Origin of the sequence: Clostridium zeae (genome assembly GCF_017312485.1) — a bacterium.
Taxonomy (GTDB): Bacteria; Bacillota; Clostridia; order Clostridiales; family Clostridiaceae; genus Clostridium_AR; species Clostridium_AR zeae.
In genome coordinates this window covers 2028714-2051541 of record NZ_BMBA01000001.1, presented here as the reverse complement: position 1 = coordinate 2051541, position 22828 = coordinate 2028714, and the positions used below count along the sequence as shown (strand labels likewise).

General features: G+C 30.3%; 22 protein-coding genes, 2 tRNA genes and 1 rRNA gene. 19 read left to right on the top strand and 6 right to left on the bottom strand.

From position 1 onward, the window contains the following. From J3477_RS09390 to J3477_RS09365, 6 genes are all read left to right on the top strand, one after another. Nucleotides 1-206: ribosomal RNA gene (locus J3477_RS09390) — 23S ribosomal RNA — on the top strand; the annotation flags it as partial. Nucleotides 207-271: 65 nt separating this feature from the next. Beyond that, nucleotides 272-346, top strand: a tRNA-Asn gene (locus J3477_RS09385). Between the two features lie 430 nt (nt 347-776). Further along, entirely contained in the window at nt 777-1670 is an 894-nt protein-coding gene (locus J3477_RS09380) for a polysaccharide deacetylase family protein (protein ID WP_206869586.1), read from the top strand. Nucleotides 1671-1933: 263 nt separating this feature from the next. After that, on the top strand, nt 1934-2620 hold the full coding sequence (locus J3477_RS09375; RefSeq protein ID WP_206869584.1) for a response regulator transcription factor: 687 nt from the start codon (nt 1934-1936) through the stop codon (nt 2618-2620). 10 nt (nt 2621-2630) lie between these two features. Then, the gene (locus J3477_RS09370; RefSeq protein WP_206869582.1) at nt 2631-4019 is read left to right on the top strand and encodes a sensor histidine kinase; all 1389 of its coding nucleotides are present in this window, start codon (nt 2631-2633) and stop codon (nt 4017-4019) included. A gap of 10 nt (nt 4020-4029) precedes the next feature. Next, the gene (locus J3477_RS09365) at nt 4030-5526 is read left to right on the top strand and encodes a hypothetical protein (protein WP_206869579.1); all 1497 of its coding nucleotides are present in this window, start codon (nt 4030-4032) and stop codon (nt 5524-5526) included. Between the two features lie 24 nt (nt 5527-5550). Here J3477_RS09365 and J3477_RS09360 read toward each other — a convergent pair whose 3' ends face one another. Continuing rightward, entirely contained in the window at nt 5551-7416 is a 1866-nt protein-coding gene (locus J3477_RS09360) for an LTA synthase family protein (RefSeq protein ID WP_206869577.1), read from the bottom strand. Nucleotides 7417-7875: 459 nt separating this feature from the next. Between J3477_RS09360 and J3477_RS09355 the strand changes: the two genes are divergently transcribed. From J3477_RS09355 to J3477_RS09340, 4 genes are read left to right on the top strand one after another with little or no spacing between them, the layout of a single operon-like run. After that, a complete protein-coding gene (locus J3477_RS09355) occupies nt 7876-8232 on the top strand; it encodes a hypothetical protein (protein WP_206869576.1) in 357 nt (118 codons plus the stop codon). Continuing rightward, entirely contained in the window at nt 8216-9004 is a 789-nt protein-coding gene (locus J3477_RS09350) for a histidine kinase (protein ID WP_206869574.1), read from the top strand. The genes J3477_RS09355 and J3477_RS09350 overlap by 17 nt, the downstream gene beginning before the upstream one ends. Further along, complete coding sequence (locus J3477_RS09345) at nt 8997-9368, top strand: response regulator (RefSeq protein ID WP_206869560.1); 372 nt, start codon at nt 8997-8999, stop codon at nt 9366-9368. Before J3477_RS09350 ends, J3477_RS09345 begins: the two co-directional genes overlap by 8 nt. 4 nt (nt 9369-9372) lie before the next feature. Then, nucleotides 9373-10092 carry a LytR/AlgR family response regulator transcription factor gene (locus tag J3477_RS09340; RefSeq protein ID WP_206869559.1) on the top strand — a complete coding sequence of 240 codons (720 nt, stop codon included), beginning with the start codon at nt 9373-9375 and terminating at the stop codon, nt 10090-10092. A 54-nt stretch (nt 10093-10146) separates the two neighbouring features. Here J3477_RS09340 and J3477_RS09335 read toward each other — a convergent pair whose 3' ends face one another. Continuing rightward, a complete protein-coding gene (locus tag J3477_RS09335; protein ID WP_206869558.1) occupies nt 10147-10293 on the bottom strand; it encodes a CPC_1213 family protein in 147 nt (48 codons plus the stop codon). Between the two features lie 239 nt (nt 10294-10532). On the opposite strand from J3477_RS09335, the gene J3477_RS09330 reads away from it, so the two are divergent. Then, nucleotides 10533-11522 carry an NAD(P)/FAD-dependent oxidoreductase gene (locus J3477_RS09330; RefSeq protein ID WP_206869557.1) on the top strand — a complete coding sequence of 330 codons (990 nt, stop codon included), beginning with the start codon at nt 10533-10535 and terminating at the stop codon, nt 11520-11522. Between the two features lie 172 nt (nt 11523-11694). Here J3477_RS09330 and J3477_RS09325 read toward each other — a convergent pair whose 3' ends face one another. Beyond that, a complete protein-coding gene (locus J3477_RS09325) occupies nt 11695-12261 on the bottom strand; it encodes a GDSL-type esterase/lipase family protein (protein ID WP_206869556.1) in 567 nt (188 codons plus the stop codon). Between the two features lies 1 nt (nt 12262). After that, a complete protein-coding gene (locus J3477_RS09320) occupies nt 12263-12886 on the bottom strand; it encodes a RusA family crossover junction endodeoxyribonuclease (protein ID WP_206869554.1) in 624 nt (207 codons plus the stop codon). Nucleotides 12887-13109: 223 nt separating this feature from the next. Here J3477_RS09320 and tsaD point away from each other — a divergent pair, with 223 nt between their 5' ends. From tsaD to J3477_RS09280, 8 genes are all read left to right on the top strand, one after another. Further along, nucleotides 13110-14129 (top strand): tRNA (adenosine(37)-N6)-threonylcarbamoyltransferase complex transferase subunit TsaD, encoded by a 1020-nt coding sequence (gene tsaD, locus J3477_RS09315; protein WP_206869552.1) that lies wholly within the window; start codon nt 13110-13112, stop codon nt 14127-14129. A 14-nt stretch (nt 14130-14143) separates the two neighbouring features. Next, the gene (locus J3477_RS09310) at nt 14144-15184 is read left to right on the top strand and encodes an alpha/beta hydrolase (protein ID WP_206869550.1); all 1041 of its coding nucleotides are present in this window, start codon (nt 14144-14146) and stop codon (nt 15182-15184) included. Between the two features lie 89 nt (nt 15185-15273). After that, nucleotides 15274-16647, top strand: coding sequence for a S1C family serine protease (locus J3477_RS09305; protein WP_206869547.1), 1374 nt, complete (start codon nt 15274-15276; stop codon nt 16645-16647). Nucleotides 16648-16976: 329 nt separating this feature from the next. Then, nucleotides 16977-17870, top strand: coding sequence for an N-acetylglucosamine kinase (locus tag J3477_RS09300; protein ID WP_206869545.1), 894 nt, complete (start codon nt 16977-16979; stop codon nt 17868-17870). Between the two features lie 14 nt (nt 17871-17884). Then, complete coding sequence (locus tag J3477_RS09295; protein WP_206869543.1) at nt 17885-18973, top strand: DUF871 domain-containing protein; 1089 nt, start codon at nt 17885-17887, stop codon at nt 18971-18973. A gap of 163 nt (nt 18974-19136) precedes the next feature. Then, nucleotides 19137-19748: a GNAT family N-acetyltransferase gene (locus J3477_RS09290; RefSeq protein ID WP_206869541.1), complete on the top strand. Its 612-nt coding sequence runs from the start codon at nt 19137-19139 to the stop codon at nt 19746-19748. A gap of 78 nt (nt 19749-19826) precedes the next feature. Beyond that, nucleotides 19827-19901: transfer RNA gene (locus J3477_RS09285), tRNA-Glu, on the top strand. Between the two features lie 589 nt (nt 19902-20490). Next, nucleotides 20491-20772, top strand: a complete 282-nt coding sequence (locus tag J3477_RS09280) for a DUF503 domain-containing protein (RefSeq protein ID WP_183278859.1) — start codon at nt 20491-20493, stop codon at nt 20770-20772. 305 nt (nt 20773-21077) lie between these two features. On the opposite strand, the gene J3477_RS09275 is transcribed toward J3477_RS09280, so the two are convergent. Both J3477_RS09275 and J3477_RS09270 read right to left on the bottom strand, forming a co-directional pair. Next, entirely contained in the window at nt 21078-22181 is a 1104-nt protein-coding gene (locus J3477_RS09275) for a glycosyltransferase family 4 protein (protein WP_206869539.1), read from the bottom strand. A 10-nt stretch (nt 22182-22191) separates the two neighbouring features. Further along, nucleotides 22192-22818 (bottom strand): hypothetical protein, encoded by a 627-nt coding sequence (locus tag J3477_RS09270; protein WP_206869538.1) that lies wholly within the window; start codon nt 22816-22818, stop codon nt 22192-22194. Between the last annotated feature and the right edge of the window lie 10 nt (nt 22819-22828).

The window sequence follows — 22828 nt, the reverse complement described above, 5'->3', positions numbered from 1 at the left end:
GTTGTTCCGCCAGGAGCATAGCTGGGTAGCTACGTCGGGAAGGGATAAACGCTGAAAGCATCTAAGCGTGAAGCCCACCTCAAGATTAGATTTCCCATAGCGTAAGCTAGTAAGACCCCTCGAAGAACACGAGGTTGATAGGTCGGAGGTGTAAGCATGGTAACATGTTCAGCTGACCGATACTAATAGGTCGAGGGCTTGACCAATACAAATTATTACAAAGTTAACTTAATGCAATTTTGAAAGAACAATCTTTCTAATTAAATAATGTTCCGCGATAGCTCAATGGTGGAGCACTCGGCTGTTAACCGATAGGTTGGAGGTTCGAGCCCTCTTCGCGGAGCCATTTGAAATTGATACATCAGTTATAATTAGCTGGTGTTTTTTGTTATATAAAAAAATATGCAAATTCCATAAATTGTGATGTTAAAAAAGTTTTATGATGTTCTTTTATTAACAAAATTATTGTATAATTAATTTATGTAAACCATAATAATGTAAAACTATTATATAAAATGGAGGAATATGGTTAAAAAATTATAGAAATGTGTTAAAACCATAGTTGTTTTGTTATATAAAGACAACATGTTACAGGATTGTAATTTATTTTTATAAAAATGTAATTTATCATTCTATAATATAGTTTATTATTTATGTATGGAAAAGAATATTTATTGTTATTTTAAATCCATTATATTTATGTAATATAATTATAGGAGATGGTAGTCTTGTTTGAAGGCAGTGATCTAAGGATGAAAAGAAAGAGGAAGAAACGAATGAAAATAAGGAAACGAATTAATGGAATTATATTATTTGCAGGGACAATAGTTGTTTCCTCAATATTCATTACTGCTTATTATAGACATAATATAGTGAAGAAAGAAATTGTACAAGCAGCTGTAGTTGAGGGAAATATAAAACAAGAAGCTATAGATAATTCAGCACAGTCTAATGTATCTCTTACTGAGTCTATAAATGAAGAATTGAAATTAGATAAAAATGCATATGATGCAGGGCCAATACAAGATTTCATATCAAAAAACATAAAAATAAATGATGGTAAAAAAATTGTTTTCTTAACTTTTGATGATGGCCCTTCAACAACAGTGACTCCTAAAGTTTTAGAAGTGTTGAAAAAAAATGATATAAAAGCTACATTTTTTATAGTAGGGAAAGAACTAGAAAAAGATCCTAGAGCAAAACAAATTCTTTTAGATACATATAAACAGGGAAATTCTATCGGTAATCATACATATACACATATTTATAATAATTTATATCCTGGAGGCAAAGTTGATGCAGATAAATTTATGGCTGAATTAGATAAAAATAATGATGCTATAAGAGAAGTACTAGGACAAGATTTTAGAAGTAGAATAGTAAGGTTTCCAGGAGGACATATGTCATGGAAAGGTGTTGATGAAACTGATAAGCGTTTTTATGACAGAGGATATAAATACATAGATTGGAATGGGCTCGTAGGAGATGCTGAAGGAAAGCCGAAATCTAAGGAACAACTTCTTGAGAGATATAGGCAAACATTTAAGAATCAGCAGAAGCTAGTGCTACTAATGCACGATACATATGGAAAAGAAAATACAGCCGAAGTTCTCCCTGAAATAATAGCAGATTTAAAAAATAAAGGATATGAGTTTAAAACATTAAAATAATGTACAAGCTATAAGTAGGGAGCACAGTATTGTGTATCTCTACTTTTCTAGTTTTATGTAAAGATGTACCACTTTCAACCGAAACTTATTTTTAAAGCTCTTACTGATTTTTATATGAGAATTTAAAAATATAAATTCTAGTACGAAGTGGATATCGATATGTTATAATCACACTAGCATATATTATATTTAGCTTAGATTTAAATTCAATTTCATATATCTTTATTTATAGTTACATATTATTTAGATAGGATGGTGCAAGTATGTCAAAAATATTATTAGTTGAAGATGAAGATAGCATAAGAGGTTTTCTTAAGATAAATTTTGAAAGAAATGATTATAAAGTAATAGAAGCTAATAACGGAGAAGAAGGAATACGACTGGCTCTTTTAGAGAAGCCTGATGTAGCCATATTAGATGTTATGCTTCCAGGAATTGATGGGTTTAAAGTATGTGAGCGACTTAGAAAAGAATACCCAAACATGGGGATAATTATGCTTACAGCAAAAGGGCAAGACATGGATAGAATTATGGGATTAGAATTTGGAGCTGATGATTATGTAGTTAAGCCATTCAATCCAATAGAAGTAACTTTAAGAGTTAAAGCCTTATTGAGAAGAATGGATGAAAAAGTGGATAAGAGTGATGGAGATAAATTGATATTAGAACCTTTTGAAATGAATCTATACTCGCAAAAACTTTTTAAACAACAGGTAGAAATTGATGTCACTCCTAAAGAGTTTTTACTTATGAAGATATTTCTTGAAAATCCTGGTAAGGCATTTAGTAGAGATGAACTTTTAAATTTAGTATGGGGTGTAAATTTTTTTGGGGATCCTAAAATAGTTGATGTAAATATAAGGAGACTTAGATCAAAGATAGAGGATTCAGCTTCTACCCCAAGATATATAGAAACAGTATGGGGAACTGGCTATAGGTGGAAGAAATAGGAGATGAAATATGACTAGTATCAAAACTAAAATTACTATAAATTTTCTTGTAGCAGTTTTTGTTACAGTAACTCTTTTGGAAGTACTATTCATATTCTTTTTAAGAAAATATTACTATGATAATACTGAAGCTTTATTATCAACCCAAGTAAAGACTTCTGCTGATTTTTATAACAAATATTTTTCTTCTTCATCATTAGTTGAAAACATTTATGATAATGTAGATGTTTTTTGGAAACAAACTAATGCTCAGGTTCAAATACTTGATGATAAAGGGAAACTATTAATGGATTCCTTAGGAGTTAAAGAGGGAGATGTAATTGATACTACAGATGTAAGAAAGGCTATAAAGGGAGGTCAACAAGGAAGATGGATAGGAAAGGTCTATTATGATACAAATGAGGTAATGGCAGTTTCGTATCCTTTGACTTCTGGAGAAAAAATAGTCGGAGTACTGCGATTCGTAACTTCTCTTAAAGAAGTGAATAAATCTATAAGGGGTATTTCAATCATTTTTATATCTATTGGGGTGATGGTATTTCTAGTAGGTGTGTTCGTAAGTTATATGTTGGCAAATAGTATAGTCAATCCAATAAAGAAAGTTACCAAGGTTGCAGAAAAAATGGCTATTGGTGATTTAATGGTTAGAAGTAATAGCAAAAGATTAGATGAAATAGGTAGTTTAGCTAATACCTTAGACTATATGGCTGAAGAATTGAAGAAAAGAGATGAATTGAAGAATGATTTTATATCTTCTGTATCGCATGAGCTTAGAACACCTTTGACAGCTATTAAAGGATGGGCAATAGTATTGAACAATGAAAAAACAGACAGAACCATGCTTGATACTGGATTTAAGATAATTGAAAAGGAATCAGATAGATTGTCAGCTATGGTAGAAGAACTTCTAGATTTTTCTAGATTTGTCTCCGGAAAAGTAAAACTAAATATAGAAAGTATTAATATAAGCCAATTAGTTGATTATGTGAATGTATACCTAAGACCAAGAGCAGAGAGAGAAAGTATAGATTTTATAGTTGAATGTGAACAAGACTTACCTACAATAGATGCTGATTCAGGTAGGCTAAAGCAAGTACTTATTAATTTATTAGACAATGCTTTTAAGTTTACAGCTGCTCATGGTCAAGTATTGTTAAAAGTATATAGAGAAGATAATTTACTTAAGTTTTTAGTTAAAGATAATGGTTGCGGGATAAGTAAAGAAGAGCTTCCTAGGGTTAAAGAAAAGTTTTTTAAGGGTAAAAATTCTAAATCTCAAAATGGTATAGGATTGTCTATTTGCGACGAAATAATAAGTATGCATTCGGGAACTTTTCAAATAAAAAGTGAAGAAAATAAAGGAACAGAGGTAATGGTTACCATTCCTTTTGAGACTTAATGGTGTGTATATGAGAAGTAAAATTAAAATTTTAACTATTTTATTATTAACATTATGCTTGATAGGTTGTTCAAGTCCATCAAAAACAAAGGAGCAAGGTGAAATAATAGTGGCTCCTACAGTTATTAGCTTGGATATAAATGGGAGTTGGAAAGCGACTAAGTATGTGATTATGGATGGTGGCGATAAAAATGAAGCAGAAGATTTACTAACTAAACGTATATCTTTTAATTCAGGATTAGCAGCAATAGGACATAATTATCTTGGGAATCCTAGATATAAATTAAAAGTAGTGAATCGAAGGGATTTTTTAGCTAACGAATACAAGTGGACGGAAAATATATTTTCAGATAATAAGGATGTAGAAATTACCTCAGTTTCAGATGATAATAATGTCTTCTGTGATTTTATAAAACTGGATAACAATAGTGGATTACTAATATATAAGAACGTTTTATATAACTTAACAAAAACAGATGATAGTACTTTAGGTCAATGGGATGTAGGTGTTAATGTAAAATCTGAGGACTCTATTGCAAATTTGAACAAGAATTATAATGATCCTATAGGGGTTCTTATAGGATTAAAATCTTCACGAGAAAAACTAAGCACAGGACAGTACGGTCCAGCAGAATACAGAACCCTATGGGTGTCTTTTAAGGATGATAAGCTAAGTGAACCTAAAGAGATAAAAGACTTGTTAGTGCCTCGTATGAACGGGTTCTGGACGATAAAAGTCAACTATACAGAGAATAAAGGGTATTTAGATGAAGAATTTGAGGTAACTCAAGTTAATGAAAAAGAACAGGTAAGTAAAGTTAGAGCCATGTCTTTAGGATATGATTTATATAGGGATATATCTTTTGTAGGAAATGATTATATTGCGACACAGTATTACAAGGGAAATAATTTTAAAAATAATTATTTTGCTGATCAAATATTACCCGTTGATAATACCAAAACCTTAAAAGGGGTTGATATAAATACTTTATTAGGAGAAGAAGCACAAAAATCCTTTTATAAGGCATGGAATAATCAAGTTGGAAACTTATCAAATGAGGCAAAAGAAAAATTAAATGTAGGAACCCCTAATTTTGAAAATTATACAATGATAAGAAAAAACGGCCATTGGGTAATTCAAGGTAAAATTAGTGCAATTGATCAAGATAATTTTAATGGTGCTTCTTTTAACATAAATTATCCACCTACTAAAAAGCTCGTAAATCATGATAAGCTTTTTGTTTCGTGGAATTCTATAAAGGTAGTAGTGCCAGCAGCAGTAGACGCTTATACCGCTTATAATGGAAGACTAGTATTTATTGTAACAAAGGATAAGATAGATATATATCAAATTAGAAATGGAAGTATAGTTACTAATAGTATAGGAACTATTAATCTTAAGGATAATGAAAGCGTAGTTATGTGCGAGTGGGTTGTAACTGGGCAAAGTGTTGATAAGTGGGATAAAGAAGTAAATTTAATAAAAGAAAATGAGAAAAAACCATAATGCATAGCATTATGGTTTTTTGTATTATTTGTTTTTAAAGTAATTACTCTTTATCATTTTATCTGAAATCTCTAAAGCTTTTGTAGCCTGTTCTTTGTCTTTGTCAGTAGCATTGCCTGTGCTCTTAAAAGTTTTATTAGTAAGTATTGCAAAACTCTTATCTGTGTTCAGTAAGTTTCTGCCTAAAGCTGAATTTATATATTTTTTCTCATCTATACCTAATACATATGCTAGAGTAGGCATTATATCTATTTGACCTCCATAAGTATCAAGTTTTACAGGTTCTTTAAAGTTTTTCTGATATATGATGAATGGAACAGTATGATTACCATTATCCAAATACCAAGGTTCAGGATTCTTTAAGGTATTAACCTTATCATCATAATATTTATGAACTCCAGTATGGTCTCCTACAACAACAACAACTGTGTTATCAAGTAAGCCTTCCTTATCTAAATTGTCTAGGAAGATTCCTATTTGTTTATCTGTATAATGAACGCTTTGGAAGTAACTACCCATAATGTTATCTTTTAGTTCACCTTTGATATTAAGCTCCTTATATTTTTCAGGAAGATCAAAAGGTCCATGACTTGTCAAAGTTACAACAAATGAGTAAAAAGGTTGTTTTAAACTTTTTATTTTAGGAACAACTTGTCTTAAATATGTTCCATCACTTAATCCTAGACCTATCTGTTCATCATCTTCATATGAATAGTAGTCAAAGAATTTCTTGAAACCTATTCCCTTAAGACCGGCTGCATAATTCCAAAACGAACCTTTATCAGCATGAATTGCAGCTGTATCATATCCCATCTCTTCAAGTAGTTTAGGCAGTGAATAATAAGTAGTATTAGGATATTTAAAAAACGTACTTCCACTTCTTAATGGTAACATAGATGTATTTACCATTAAGTCTGAATCTGAGCTTGTCCCTTCGTTAACTTGCTCAAAGGTATTAGGAAAATATATTGAATTATTAATAAGTTTATTTAAGCTAGGGGTAATCTCCTGACCATCAATCTTCTGATTAATAACAAAGTTTTCTAAGGACTCAACTTGAATTACTAAAAGATTCTTGTTTGCAAACATGTTTTTATATTTATTATCAGGAAGATTTTCCTTTTTATTATTAAAATAATCGTCTATTTGTTTATTTTCTGATGCAGTTAGAGTATATGGTTTTGAATCTTTATATACATTATAAATATCTAAAACATGATATCCAACAGGTGAAAAATATCTAGCTGAGTCCATTGGGTCATATCCACTAAATATGTAACTGCCACTTACTTCTCTATGAAGTACATATAGATTAAAAGGAATATATCCTATATAAATAACTGATAAAACAAAAACTATTGCAAAAGATTTTACACTTCTTTTTATCTTTTTAAAATATTTCGATGCAAAAAATAGATATACAGCTAATATAATAAAGTCAATTAAAAACACTACATCATATCTACTTACTAATGAGAAGATTGTTCCAGACATGTTATCTAAGTTAGCAGTCTGAGTGGTGACTAATATAGATGGAACTGTCAAAAAACCTCTAAAGTAAAATAAGTCTACAATCATAAGTAAGGTTAAAAATATGTTTATAACGAGCATGTACACGTATTTTCCTACACCTTTGAATAAAAATCCAAAGCTAAGAAATGCAGCTGTAAAAGTTAAGTAATAATTGAAAAATGGATGTGCTTTGTTATAACCTGTTAAAAAGTTGAAGGAGTAAGGGTCTTTATTTTCAGCAAAACCTAGGAAAAATGCTCCCTTAATAGATATAGAATAAAGTATTAGTATATAAAAAATTACCCTAATTATTTTGTCTTTGGTTAATCCATTAAATAATTTCTTTATGGATGAAATATTTAATTTATTTATATTCATTAAAACACCTCATTAAAATAGTATTCTTAACTCAAAAATTATATTATAAGTGAATGGATAAATCAATCGCTTTAGATAATTTGTTCGTTTATTTATACATATTTAAAATGGAAAGGTATATAAATAATTACAAAAAACAAATTAAATTCAAGTAGATACATAAATTTGTTGAAGATATTCCTTATTAATTATATTATATTACTTAGATAATAGCCTATATAATAATGTAATTTAAAGTTAATCAATTAAATTCGTAAAGAATAATATAGATAATCTGCTTTTATAAAGCAATGTAAAATATTACTTAGGAATTTCTTATTCACTTTTAAACTTTATTATATTAATGAAATAACATAATTGTACGATAATATAAGTAGCTTAATAGTATTAATAATCATTATACTAATTGTACTTTCAAGTATTTAATTAATTATAAAGATAGAGAGGTACTAGACTGACATGCTTACTGCTGGAAAGATAGTTAGGTTTATAGGAGAAGTAGGTGGACTTTCTACAGAAAAGATTTTAAAGAACGTAGGGAAATACGCATATAAACTAGGACGTAAAATCGAAAATGAGGAAATTGAAAGCTTAGGATCAAAAAGTCTTCGCCTGGGGGAACTTGCTAGTGATAAAATATGTAAAGCTTCCAAGAATGGCGAAAGGAGTATTGATGAGCTGATAAAATGTTCTTCAATCTTAGTGAAGGATTTAAAGCAGAGTGCTTTTAATAAAAAGGTAAATATCTACGGAGAAGCTAAAGAAATCTACGGAACAGAAAATTTTGTTGAGGGACATTATGAAGAAGAAGACTAGAAGAAACGTTACAATAGACTGTAGTGTGTATTTAAAAAAAATATTTGAAGCTTTTTTGATATTAGCTAATTTGTTTTGTTTATATATGGCTATAACTTATAGAATTACATGGATGTTAGCTGTTATAATTTTAAATATGTTATACTACTTAAATAACTTAAAAACTACTAGAGATCAAAATGAAAATTATAAAATAAAAGTTTTAGAGCAAAAACTTTTAGAGGAAGAATCACATACTGTATTTAATACACTAAATATCATTTCTTATTTTTCACGAAATGATGATAGCTTAGCAAGAAAATTAATTGTGGAGCTAAGCACTTATCTAAGAGATGTATTAAAAAATGATAAAGAGATTGTAAAAATTGGCGAAGAGATAAAAACATTAAATTCTTATATATACATTCAAAAGATAAGATTTGAGCAAGACTTGGACTTGGCAACTAACATCAATGATGTGGAATGTGTGCCTAAGTTGCTTTTGCTTAGATTGATAAAATTGTCTTGTAAGATTAATATAATTAATCAAAAAGGGGCGACTTCAAGCTTAAATATTTATTCAACTAATAATACTTATAATTATGTTGTAAGCTGTAAGAACTTTAAAGAGGAAGATATAAATTATGAAAACTTTAATGATGAATTTGTTAGACTTTTTAAAGAAGAATTGATGATTAAATATAATGGAGATTTGGCAATAGATATAAACTCAGAAGAAGCTAAAATAAGTATTTATATAAACAAATACAATTTGGGAGAAACAGATGTTTAAAATATTAGTGGTTGATGATGAAAGGTATAGCAGAAAATTACTCATAGAAATAATAGAAGAATTTATAGATGATGTTCTTGTATTTGAGGCTTATGATGTAAAAGAAGCAATTGAGTTAATGGAAAATAATACTCTTGATTTATTAATCACTGACTATAAGTTAAGTGGATCTAATGGTATAGATATATGTAAAAAGGTAAAAACAGATACAAATTACGAACATATAAAAACTATATTGTTGACTGGAATTATGTATGAGGATATTAAAGCTGATACATGGTGCTTAGATTCATATATAGCTAAACCGTATGATGAAGATAATTTAATAAACGTGATAAATAGATTAAGGGATGTAAGGGGATAGAAAAATGCTTAAAATATTAATAATAGACGATGAAAAGATCGCTATTGAAGAACTGGCATTTGTATTGTCTAAGGATGAAGATGTTGAGATAGTAGGTAAGTATACTGATGTAAAGCAAGGAATTGAGAGCATAAGTGCTTTGAAACCGGATGCAGTGTTTTTAGATATATCAATGCCTGGCATAAATGGGTTCATAGCTGCAGAGGAGTTCAAGAAAATTGTAGATGATATACAGGTTGTTTTTGTAACAGCTCATGATAAATATGCTATTAAGGCTTTTGAGTTAGATGCATCAGATTATATACTTAAACCTTTTTCTGAGGATCGAATACTCCTAGCTATAAATAGATTAAAAGGACGAAAAGAAATTGAGAAAGATCATACTCATAAGACATTAAAAAAGCTTCCTGTATGGAAGAAAGATTCACTTATACTTATAAATATAGAAGAAATACTTTTTTGCTATATAAAAGAAGGTAACGTATATATAGTCACAGAAAATCAAATATACACTAGTGAAGAGACTCTGTCGCAGGTTGAAACTAGATTAAAACAATTTAATTTTATAAAGTGCCATAGAAATTATATAGTAAATCTAGAATCTATAACAAATATAGTTCCATGGATAAATGGGACCTTTATATTAAAACTTAATGGAACAGAAGAAGAGATTCCTGTAAGCAGAAATTATAATAAAGCAATTAGAGGCGTATTTAACATATAGTGTTAAAATTAATACATTACATATAAAGAGGGTACATACCCTCTTTAATTTTATCTAAATTTTGAAGTCTTTAGGGTCATACTCTTTAGCTTTTGGTTCGCCAAATACTGCTTTGGCGCTTTCCTCTCTAGGATTGTGGCCTACATGTATTTTCTTATGCTTTGTCTCATCTTTTTGATGTTGCTTAGATGCTTTAGTCATAAATACTCACTTCTCCTCTCAAATTTTAATAGCTACTAAATAGTAGTGTACTCATTTTTCTATTTAGTATGTGTAGCATATTTATCTATACATGAACCATTTCATACTTAAATTCTTATAAGAAACTGTGAGGAAATAATTGATTTATCTTATAATTAAGATATCTATAAATAAAAAAAGAATTATGATAAAATTAATATGTTTAAATGGATTATTGCGCTCAGAAGAGGTGAATATATATGTATCAATATGATTTAGTTGTAGTTGGTGGTGGTACAGCAGGTATAGCTGCTGCAATTTCGGCTAGTGAAAAAGGTGTAAAGAATATACTGATTTTAGAAAGAGAATCAACACTTGGTGGTACTTTAAATATCTGTATACATAATGGTTTTGGGAAAAAGGTATTAAGTAAAGAAGTTACTGGACCAGAGTATGCTCAATTTTTAAAGGATAAAGTTCATGAATTGAAAATTGAATATAAGCTTGATACTCTAGTGATTGATCTAAACAGGGATAAAGTACTTAGCTATGTTAATCCTGAGGAAGGTGTAGTTGACATTAAAGCTAAAAGCGTAATTTTAGCTACTGGAAGTAGAGAAAAGTTTACTGGCAATATTAATATACCTACTCATAAATTTGCAGGTATATATACAGTTGGTGCAGCTCAAAGATTCGTAAATATCAATGGATTCTTACCAGGTAAAGAGATAGTAATTGTAGGATCTTCAGATATCACTTTAGTAATTGCAAGAAGACTTCTATTGGAAGGTGCTAAGATTAAAGCTTTAGTTGAAAAAAAATCAGATGTCATTGCTAAAAGAGATAATATAAGGCAAATAGTAGATGAATTTGATATTCCGTTATTAATATCTAGAGCAGTGCTTGATGTTGATGGTCGTGATAGGATTGAATCTGTAACTATAGCTAAAGTCGATAAAAGAGGCAATATAATGTATGACGAGAAAGAAAAAATTGAATGTGATTGCTTGCTTTTATCTGTAGGATGGATGCCTGAAAGTGAACTAGCAGAAAAAGCTATGATCAATATTGAGTCAAAAGCAAAATATCCAGTTATAAATGAAAAATTTGAAACCTCTATAGGTGGAATATTTGCCTGTGGGAATCTAATTCATTCCTATGGCTATGCAGATAATACAACTATTGAAGGTTATGAAGTTGGACGACAAGTAGTAGAGTATTTAAATACATATTATAAGAATATATTTTAGCTAAAGCAGCTCATGATTTTGGATGTAAATATGATGTGTTTTACGAAGGTGGCTTTAGTGACTCTTTTTAAGGGAAGGTTAAACTGACTTGCAGTTTTATTAAACACTAATGTACTTGTTTAACCTTATACTGCACAGCAATTAAACTTCCCTTAATTATTTTACTGCATTACTAAAGCTGATCCATTTGTCTGTTAAACTCAGATAATAGTTTATTAAAGATAAGCTCGTTTCCAAGAGGTGAAAGGTGAATTCCATCAATATAGTATTCTTCAAGCATAGGAATTAGTTTATTAAAGTTAACAAGCAGTATATCTCTAAGGTTATTTTCAAATAAGCCCTCCATGCTATTTATCATGTTATTTACATAATTATAATCAATGGAAGAATACCAGCTCATTTCTGCTAGCTTCGGTAGTGTAAGGGGAGGGATTAGTATCACTGGCTTAACATTATTATTTAAGCATTCTTTAACCATATAAATAATATTATCTACAATATTATCTATACTTCTTCCGGTTAATAGGTCATTAGTTCCAGCCATAATTACAGCAATATTTGGATTTAAGTCTATACAATCTCTAGAAAACCGACTTAGTATACCAACGGTGGTATCTCCATTAACACCTTTATTAATGATATCATACTTTGTGGAAGCTCTTAAAAGATTGACCCAACCCTTAGAAGGCGCTACGCCATAACCATAGGTTAAACTGTCTCCAATACATACTATCTTCATTTTAGAATCCTCTCCCTAAACAAGCCTTGCATATTATAGATGTTCCTTTATTGGCAGTTATGTAGTCATTACCTTTTATCTTTTTTCCACATATGGAGCATGAGTTTACTGAGGCCTCAGTTTCTTTTTTTGATGAACTATTGATTGAAACTCTTGCTTTGTTAGATGGAGGAGAGTAAATTACTTTTTCTTCAGGTACTTTTCTTTTCTTAATTTTATATTCCATTTCAAACTCACTTTCACCAAAAAGTTCAAGTTCAAAGCGAGGAGTATTTTTATCATAAAATTCTTCAATTATTATACGTCTTATCTGAGCATCATTTATTATCAATCCGCTTTTTTCAATTCCATCAAATATACTCTTGGTTATATTGTTGGTATCAGGATGACGCTTAGAACTTTTATAATATACTTTTAATACAGCTATCACACCTTCTTCGATAACAACATTAGGATTTTGAGATCTGGCTTGATAAGCTATCTCTTCCTCATACAATGCATATCTATCATGATAATGTCCACTATTATAAGGCAATATTGCTCTACCATTGGCGTTAAAAAGTTTAAAGTTTGATTTTGATATAGGTGAACCTAGTACCATAACTTTTGCGTATGAACTATTCATTAAATTAAATCTCCTTTTTGCGTCACTTGCATATAATATATTTTAAGCTATAAAGTAACTTATTACAAATTAAAAAAGAACATTAGTTTGCTATTTTTAATATATTAATTAAGAATTTCTGAACAAATTCTTAATTAATTGTTTTCCAGCACTAATTCGTTGATAATCATTTGTCAATCAAGTATAATACTTAATGAATTTATTAATAAAAGAGGTAGTAAACATGAGCAGAACGTTAATTTTAGCAATAGAAAGCAGTTGTGATGAAACTTCAGCAGCAGTAGTTGCAGATGGAAGAGAAGTCCTTTCTAATATAATTTCATCACAAATTGATATACATACAAAGTTTGGCGGAGTAGTGCCAGAGGTTGCATCAAGAAAACACATTGAGGTTATAAATTCAGTTGTAGAAGAAGCTTTGGAGGTTGCAAAGGTTACCCTGGATGATATAGACGCAATAGGAGTTACCTATGGACCGGGGCTAGTAGGGGCTTTATTAGTAGGTGTGCAATATGCAAAAGGCTTGGCATATTCGTTAAATAAGCCACTAATAGGGGTAAACCATATAGAAGGACATATATGCGCTAATTTTATAGAGCATAAGGATTTAAAGCCACCTTTTGTCTGCTTGGTTGTATCAGGAGGACATACTTTTATTGTTCATGTTCAGGATTTTGGTAAGTTTGAAGTTATAGGACAAACAAGAGATGATGCTGCTGGAGAAGCTTATGATAAGGTAGCAAGAGCGATTGGACTTGGATATCCAGGGGGGCCTAAAATCGACAAACTAGCCAAAGAAGGAAATCCGAGGGCTATAAGCTTTCCAAGAGCAAATTTTCACGACAATAGCTTAGATTTTTCCTTCAGTGGAGTAAAATCTGCAGTACTTAATTATCTAAATAAGATGGATATGACAGGGCAAGAAGTAAATAAAGCTGATGTAGCAGCTTCCTTCCAACAAGCTGTAATAGATGTTTTAACTGAAAACGTAATAGAAACTTGTAAAAGAAAAGATGTTGATAAGATAGCAATTGCTGGTGGTGTTGCATCTAACAGCGCCTTGAGAAGAGAACTCACAGAGAATGCTGGCAAAAAAGGAATTAAAGTTTTATTTCCAGCACCAGTTTTATGTACTGATAATGCTGCAATGATTGGGAGTGCAGCCTATTTCGAGTATATCAAAGGACATATTTCAGCAATGGATTTAAATGCAAAACCAAACCTTAAACTTGGCGAAAGGTAATCAGGTGGCCTTACATGAGTTTTATTCCGTACTCAAACAGTTTTCATAAGATAAATTTAAAGAATCCTATAAAACCATTTAAAATATTTAAGATATTTGTTTATTTGCTTTTGGCTGTATTGCTTTTTGGATTCATATATAAAACAATCGATACAAAGATAATGGATTCTAAAATAAAGCCTAAAGGAAAGTATGTAAGAATAGACGGTGAAAAGTTTAGTTACGATGTTTATGGCAGCGGAGATTATACTGTTATTTTAGATGGAGATGCAGGACTTGGCATGTCACAGTGGAGAAATGTAATTAGTGGATTGAACGATGGATTTGATGGAAGTATATTTATGTATGATAGAGAAGGTTATGGATTTAATGATTCAAGTTCTAAAAAAACCGTGGAAGATCAAGCAAGGGATCTTAAATTGGTTTTAAAAAAGGCAGGGGTAAGTGGCCCTTACATATTAGTGGGAGAAGGATACGGAAGTCTTGTTATGACTAATTTTGCAAAGATTTTTCCACAAAATATAGCTGGAATGGTATTAATAGATCCAATTAATGAAAAGACCCTCTCAGATGAAAAAAATATTAAAAAATATAGTAGTCTTCTTACAAAAGAAAAGATTTTACATGTTGGTTCATATATAGGACTAACTGATCTTTTAGAAAAATTTAATTTATTAAAAGATAATAAGGCTTTTTTGGACGAGCTAAGTGGTTATGATAAAGACGAATTTGCATATCATAGGTTGGGACGTAATTATAATGGTGCCTACGAAAATGAACTTAATAATCTTGTGAACGGGAAAAGTAATTCCCAAGATCAGGGGCTTATACAAGATAAGCCGCTTTCGTTGATAATCAATGAAAATAATGATGTAAATATGCAAAAAGATTTGTCAAAGTTATCAAAGCTTGATTTGATTGATCTAAAGACGGTGAATAATAAAGATAAGGTAACTTCCCAAACTTCAAGTGAAATAATAATAAATCAGATAAAGGCTGTAGCAAAAAAATATAAGCAGATAAAGAAGCTTCAAGATCAAAATAGTAAAAAATAAAAATATTGTAGTTGTCATTAAATTGTCACAGAAAGGCCTTATTATAAAAACATAGAGATGAGATAAGTTCACATCAGGAGGGATAATAGATGGATAACTTTAATGATGATTTTAATAATGAAAACAAAAACAAGTTTACGGATGACTTAAATAATACTAGCAGTTATAATAACTTTGACAATAATTTAGAGGGCAACTCAAATAGCACATATGATAACAATTATAATAATACAAATGACCAAAGTTTTGTATTTGTAAATAATGATGAACAAAAACAAATCAATAAGCCTGTTACAAATTGGCAGACGGTAGAATATACTCAACCAATCAATGACAATGTACCAAAGAAGAGAAAAGGAAGAGGAAAAGTAGCTGCTTTGATTGCAGGAGCATTGGTTTGTGCAGTAATAGGTGGTGGGGTAGGTGCAGGAACTCTGTATTACTTACAAAAAGGAAATGGTGGTTTAGCTACTTCAGCTAATGGAGGTACTACTATAAAAAATGTAACATATGATCCACCTAAGTTTCCAACTTCAACTACAGCAATGAGTGTAACAGATGTAGTAAAGAAGGTATCACCTGCAGTTGTAACAGTATCTACTAAGAGTGTAGTAAGTTCTCAAAACTTCTTTGGGCAGCAACAACAGCAACAACAAGAGGGTGTTGGAACTGGCTTTATAATCAATGAGCAAGGTTATATATTAACGAACTATCATGTTGTATCTGGGGCTACACAGGTTAAAGTAACACTTAGTGATGGGAAAGAGCTAAATGCGAAAGTGTTAAATTATGATGCAAATCAAGATTTAGCAGTAGTTAAAGTTACAGATAGCTTTAAGGTACCTGCAGTTGCTGAACTTGGAGACTCAGATGCTATTCAATCTGGTGAAGAAGTTATAGCTATAGGAAACCCATTAGGAAAAGAATTTGTAGGAACAGTTACAAAGGGAATTGTAAGCTCTACAGCAAGAACTATTGATATAAGTGGAACTAAAGCAACTTACATTCAAACAGATGCTGCAATAAACCCAGGTAACAGTGGAGGTCCATTAATTAACTCTAAGGGACAGGTAATAGGAATAAATACAGCTAAGACATCAGAAACAGGTGTAGAAGGTATAGGGTTTGCAATTCCTATAAATCATGCTAAAGATAGCTTAGACTCTCTTTCTAAACCAAAGATAGTTATAGGAATAGGAGTTAAAAATGTAACTGATGAAGATTCAAAGGCTTATAATCTTCCAGTAGGTGTATATGTTACTAGTATATCTGATTTCTCTTCGGCAGAAAAAGCAGGAATACAAACTGGCGATGTTATAACAAAGTTTGAAGGAAAACAAGTTAAAACAATTGATGAACTTAACAAGTTAAGAGATGCTCATAAAGCTGGAGATAAGGTTAGTATTACTGTAGTTAGAGACGGAAAAGAAGTAAATCTACAGTTAACATTGCAAACTCAATAATTATTTGAAGTTGAAGACCTTATAAAGCAATCTGAGGTAATAAAAGCAAAGAATTAGATTTATGACAATAGGCTAAGTTTTATACATTTAAATAGAAGCACTGATACTATTAAATTCCCCCCTTTTTAATAGTATCGGTGCTTTATTTTCTAAATAAGAAAATAATTCATGTTAACAATTACATATAAAGTATTGCTAAAGTTATTTTAGAAATATATCATATAAGTAAGAGAAGTTTTCTACAATAGTTTTTGATCTTATCTGGTACATACATCTATACAGGTGTTTATAATAGAGAAAGTTTATTTTACTTAAGGGGGAATGAGTTTATGAAGTATGTTATTGGGGTTGATGGAGGAGGCACTAAAACAGAAGCTGTTGCTTTCGATATGCAAGGAAATATAATAAAGTCGTCAATTAAGGGTTTCGGTAATCTTTTAAATGATAAGGAACAAGCTTTAAACAACATAGAGGCTTCAATTAAAGATATAACTGATGCCTTTGGTACAGAAGACTTAGCGTATATATATTTGGGACTAGCAGGTTCTGAGTTTGGCAATAATGCGAAACTTGTAGAGGAAGTCCTAGAAATTAGCTTCAAGGTTCCATGTGAGGTTATGAATGATGGCGAGTTAGCCTTAAAAGCACTATTAAAAGGTGAAGATGGGATTCTAACTATAGCAGGTACTGGCTCCATATGCTTTGGAATAAACAATAAAATAAGCGAAAGAGCTGGAGGCTGGGGAAATCTATTAGGTGATGAAGGAAGTGCTTATAAAATTGCTATTGAAGCTCTTAAGCTTATAATTATTGAAAGAGATTATAAATTGCCATTCAGTGATTTAAGTTTAAGTATCCTAAATTATTTAAATATAAATGAAGCAGAACAAATAGTAGAATTTGTTTACTCTAAAACCAAGGATGAAATCGCATCGCTTGCAGCTGTGGTTTCAGAAGAGGCTGAAAAAGGAAATGAAGCTGCTAGAAATATATTAATAACTGAAGGGATAAGCCTTGCAAAGACTACAGAATGTGTATACAAAAAACTTAACTTTGATAGTTGCAGTATTGGGCTTGTAGGTGGAGCTATAAGAAAATCAAAAATACTAAGAAATTCCTTTGAAGAATATTTAAAACAAAGATTAAACCTTATAAGCTTTATTGATGAGGATATGTCACCTGCAAAAGGTGCTTATTATATATATAGAAAATCATTTGAATAAAGGAGAAAAATAAAATGAAAAGATTAGGCATATCAGTTTATCCAGGTCATCAAAGTACTGAAGAAATAATAGAATATATAAATTTAGCTGGTAAATACGGTTATAAAAGAATTTTTACATGTCTTATCTCAACAGATAAAGATATAGATGAGACAGTAAGTGAATTTAAGCAAGTGGTATCAGCTGCTAAAAATAATGATATGGAAGTAATTGCAGATTTAGATCCAACTGTATTTAAAAGACTAAACGCTACAATACATGACTTAGGAATATTTAAAGAAATGGGACTTGACGGTATAAGATTAGACATGGGCTTTAGCGGTATGGAAGAAACTTTAATGACCTACAATAAATACGGTCTTAAAATAGAACTAAATATGAGTAGTGGTACTAAATATGTTGATAATATAATGTCTTATAAACCTAATTTAGAAAACTTATATGGATGTCATAATTTCTATCCACATGTTTATACTGGCTTATCCTATGAACATTTCTTAAAATGTTCTATACAATTTAGAGAATTTGGGCTTAAAACAGCAGCTTTTGTGAATTCTGAAACTGCAAATCATGGTCCATGGCCGGTATCAGAAGGACTTTGCACACTAGAAGAACATAGAACTCTCCCAATAGCAGTTCAAGCAAAGCACTTATTTGCTACTGGACTTATAGATGATGTTATAATAGCAAATGCATTTGCTTCAGAGGAAGAATTAAAAGCTTTAAGTGAAGTTAATAAAGAAATGCTAGAATTTGATGTTGAGCTTGAAGAAAATATATCTGACATCGAAAAGAAAATAGTTTTGGAAGAATATCACTTCAATCGTGGAGATGTATCAGAATATATGGTGAGAAGTACTCAAAGTAGAGTAAAGTATAAAGGACACGGCTTCCCTCCATACAACACTCCAGATATGGAAAGAGGAGATATATTAATCGACTCAGATCTTTATACAAGATATGCTGGTGAACTTCAAGTTGCCTTAAAGCCTATGAAGAATTATGGCAAAACTAATGTAGTGGGGCATATTGTAGAAGAGGAGTTATTCTTACTTGACTACCTAGAGCCATGGAGAACCTTTGGATTTAGATTAAAGAAATAATAGACCTTTAATTTCAATAATAATCCTAGACATAGTTTTATTATAAAATCAATTAGGATAAAAATTAGTTAATATTAAAGAACTACTTTACTAAAGTAGTTCTTTTGTTCTAAAAGTAAAGAATGGTGCATACATATAAAAAAAGGGCTTAATGGAGGTAATTATGCCTTTAGTTGCACGTTTTAAACTAAATAATGTGGAGAATGTATTTAACGATTTTATAGAGCTGGAAACAGAAGATTATAAGTTAAGAAAGCTTAGTAAAATGGATGCTAGAGATATAATAGATATATACGAAAATAAAGATATAATGACATACGATAGAGCTCTATTCATAAAAAATGAGAGTAGTGCAAAAAAATTTATTGAACAGCTAAATGATATGTATGAGGAAAGAGAAAGAATAGACTGGGCTATAGAAGATAAAAAGTTAGGCAAAGTAATAGGCCTTATTGCACTTTTTAATATAAGTGTGTTGGATTCTAGAGCCGAAGTAGGATACGTACTTAATAAAGATTATACAAACAAAGGAATAATGCAGTATATTCTAAAATGGATGGTAGATTTTTCTTTTAATTTTCTTGGTATACACAAGTTAGAAGCTAACATCAATGCACAAAATACATCATCTATAAAGCTGTGTGAGAAGGTAGGTTTTGAAAGAGAGGGACATAGAAAAAAGCAGGACTTTGACAGAAGGACTGGTGAATATAATGATAATTATACTTACGGACTCATTAATGATAATTGGGAGATCATTTTAGAAAAAATATAATAAAAAGAAAATTTTATATAAAATTTAAATAATATAGTTGCAAAAATGAGAAAAAGTGGTACAATATTATTTGTACCTGGCCCGTTGGTCAAGTGGCTAAGACGCCACCCTCTCACGGTGGAATCAGGGGTTCGATCCCCCTACGGGCTACCATAATAACTCTTAAAGCTTATAGATAAAGGCTTTGAGAGTTTTTTATTTGAGTGAAAAAAGGTGGCGAGTATTGAATGGAAAGTTTAGAAAGAGTGGTAAAATCAAAGTGGTTTTCAGTTATATATTTAATTGGGGCTATAGGTTTAATTTTATATTTTGAGGATGATATTTCTAAAGTCGTCTTTTACTATGTATCATTTTTTTTAGCAATCAGATTATTAGCCAATAAAAAATGGATTCAGTTAACGATATTGATATTTTTGATTATAGCTGTTACAGTTTGGCTCTCGTATTTAAAGTTAAAAAAATGATTTTTATGAAGTGAAGCGTAAGATTAGTATTATTGATTAAATATCGATGTAAGTGTAAAGCCTAATTATAAAAAGAATATAACGGAAAAGGAATGTAAATACTAAATCTAGATAAAATAAATGACAAATATATTATTTAAAACACAACTTAGATTGCTGAGTTCATATAAAGTTTTATTATGTTTAACAATATTGTTGGAATTAATTCTTTCACTAAGCTCATTAAGGTATCTGATTGTAAACCAATTAATTTCAACTTAGTACTTTAAGGAGATATTATGATAATAGGAACTGCTGAAGTAACAATAAGAATACCATGGGCTAAATCTTTAAAAGAAAAAAGGATGGTAGCTAAGAGCTTAATTCAAAGGGTAAAAAATAAGTTTAATGTTTCTATAAGTGAAGTAGAGCATCAGGACAATCATAAGCTTTTAGTTTTAGGAATAGCAACGGTAAGTAATAGCTCTAGTCATGCAAACAATTCTCTAAATGAGGTTGTAGACTTTATATATGACAATACTGAAGCTGAGGTGGAAGATATAAATATTGAGATACTTTAATAGATAACATATTTGAACTATGCTTATAGCATAGTATAGTTTGAAAATCTTTATAATCAGTGGATGATATTAATGTGCTAAGGTATTGCAACAAATTGGATTAAATCTATTAGGATGGATAATATTTATAAATGTATGAGAATTAGAATAAATAAGAGAGTAAGGTGATTTCAGTAACTCAAAATCAACATACTCTCTTATATTTTATTCACACAAATATAAAACTTAACCTTAGATGCAAAGTATTCGATGAATAAAGTTATTAACATTATAGTCTTTATTTAAGATAATTAAATGTAAAAAATTTATAGTGAATACATGCTTAATAATTGTTCATCACTAGAAGATAAAGGGTTACTGAATTTAGCTACTATCTGATTTTTATAAGAGGAGTTGTCATTCATACCTTGTATAAAATCAGCGATAGCAATTATTTCATCGTAGCCCGCATAAACAACGCACTTATTAAGAACCTTTAAGTTAACTGGGGTCTTATTACATATAACAACCGCTTTACAGTTACAAGCTTCAACAATTGAAAGTGGATAGCTGTTATAATTAGAAAAATCAATTACACATAAAGCACCGCTGTAGAATATTGGTAGGTGAGTGTATTTAACAAGTCCTAAGAAAATAACATTATCATCTAAACCGTATTTATTTATCAGTTTTTTTAATCTGTTTAAATATACAGATCTCTTGCCAGAACCATCACCAGCGATTACAAGCTTTATATTATTTTCTTTTGTTTTAACTTGCTTCAAGATTTCTATTATAAGTTCTAAATTCTTTCTTTCTGTTATGCTTCCAACAAAGAGCATATAAGGATAATCAATCTTATAATTTCTCTTTAGAAAGTTTTTGCATAGAACTTTCTCCATTGGTTTAAATATTTCGCTGCACTTAGGGTATACAACCTTAATCTTCTCTTTATCTACCTCAAAATAATTAATTAATTCATCTTTAGTAAAATCAGAGTTAACTACTATTGAGTCGCTTATAGATAAAGCTGATGGAACCATCTTAATAAACTTATTTAAATATTTTTCATCTATGTTCTTCTTGTCTGCCATTGGATAAAGTGTGTGTATAGTTGTTATATATTTGCAAACCTTTTTTTCAGGCATGCTAAACCCATTATTAGGTGAATGATATATACTTATATCATTTTCGGTAAGAAAATCTACTAGTTTAGAATAATCATTTTTGGTTCTATCTATGGTTAGAGGAACAAAGTCTATATTTTTAAGCCTTTCCCAATAAAAGCTTAAGGGAAAGCTATCCCAAATTGCATGCATTTCACCAAAGGTAGTTGAAGAGTTAAGCAGACTTATAATCTCTCTAGAATAAGAAAACATATCTGTTCCTTGCATCTTAGATGCAGCTAATCCATCAATACAATAATTCATAGTGTACCTCCTATATAAATTCTTCGTCTATATCAAATTTACTGCTATCGATAACTATATTTTCTTCTGGGATACTTATTTTACTTGCTATATTATCTGGTGAAGGAACTTCTACATTTTCTTCAAATGATTGTTTTTCCTGAACTTTACTACTTGTAGAATTTACAGGATTATTATTAACAATAATTGGAGGAACTTCAGATATTCCATCCCCATCAAAAGCTAATAAGTAGGATGTTTGTGCTAATACCACCTCTTGATTCAGCATTTGAAGAGTAGCATCTATGATGTATAAGCTAATATTTTTATATGTTGAGTTAGCAGACTGTAAAAGTATGGTTTTAGTAAAAGGTAGGTTTCTTGTTATAACTGTTCGTCTTTTTCTATCATCTCTGTATTCTAGAGTAAATTGTTTTATTCCTTGGAGAAGTAATAGGGATTTGTTTTTTAATTCTAGTTTTTCATTGTTAGATACGTCTACTGCTAAATTAGTTGATATTAGTTGATTTAAAGGATGCTTTCGCCTATTTATATATATATAATCACAGTGAGAAAAGGTTATTATATGTTCACAAGCAATTCTGCTAAGTTGCTCAGCATCACATATGCCAGTTATATTAACTCCATTTTTTATCATATTCTTCCTC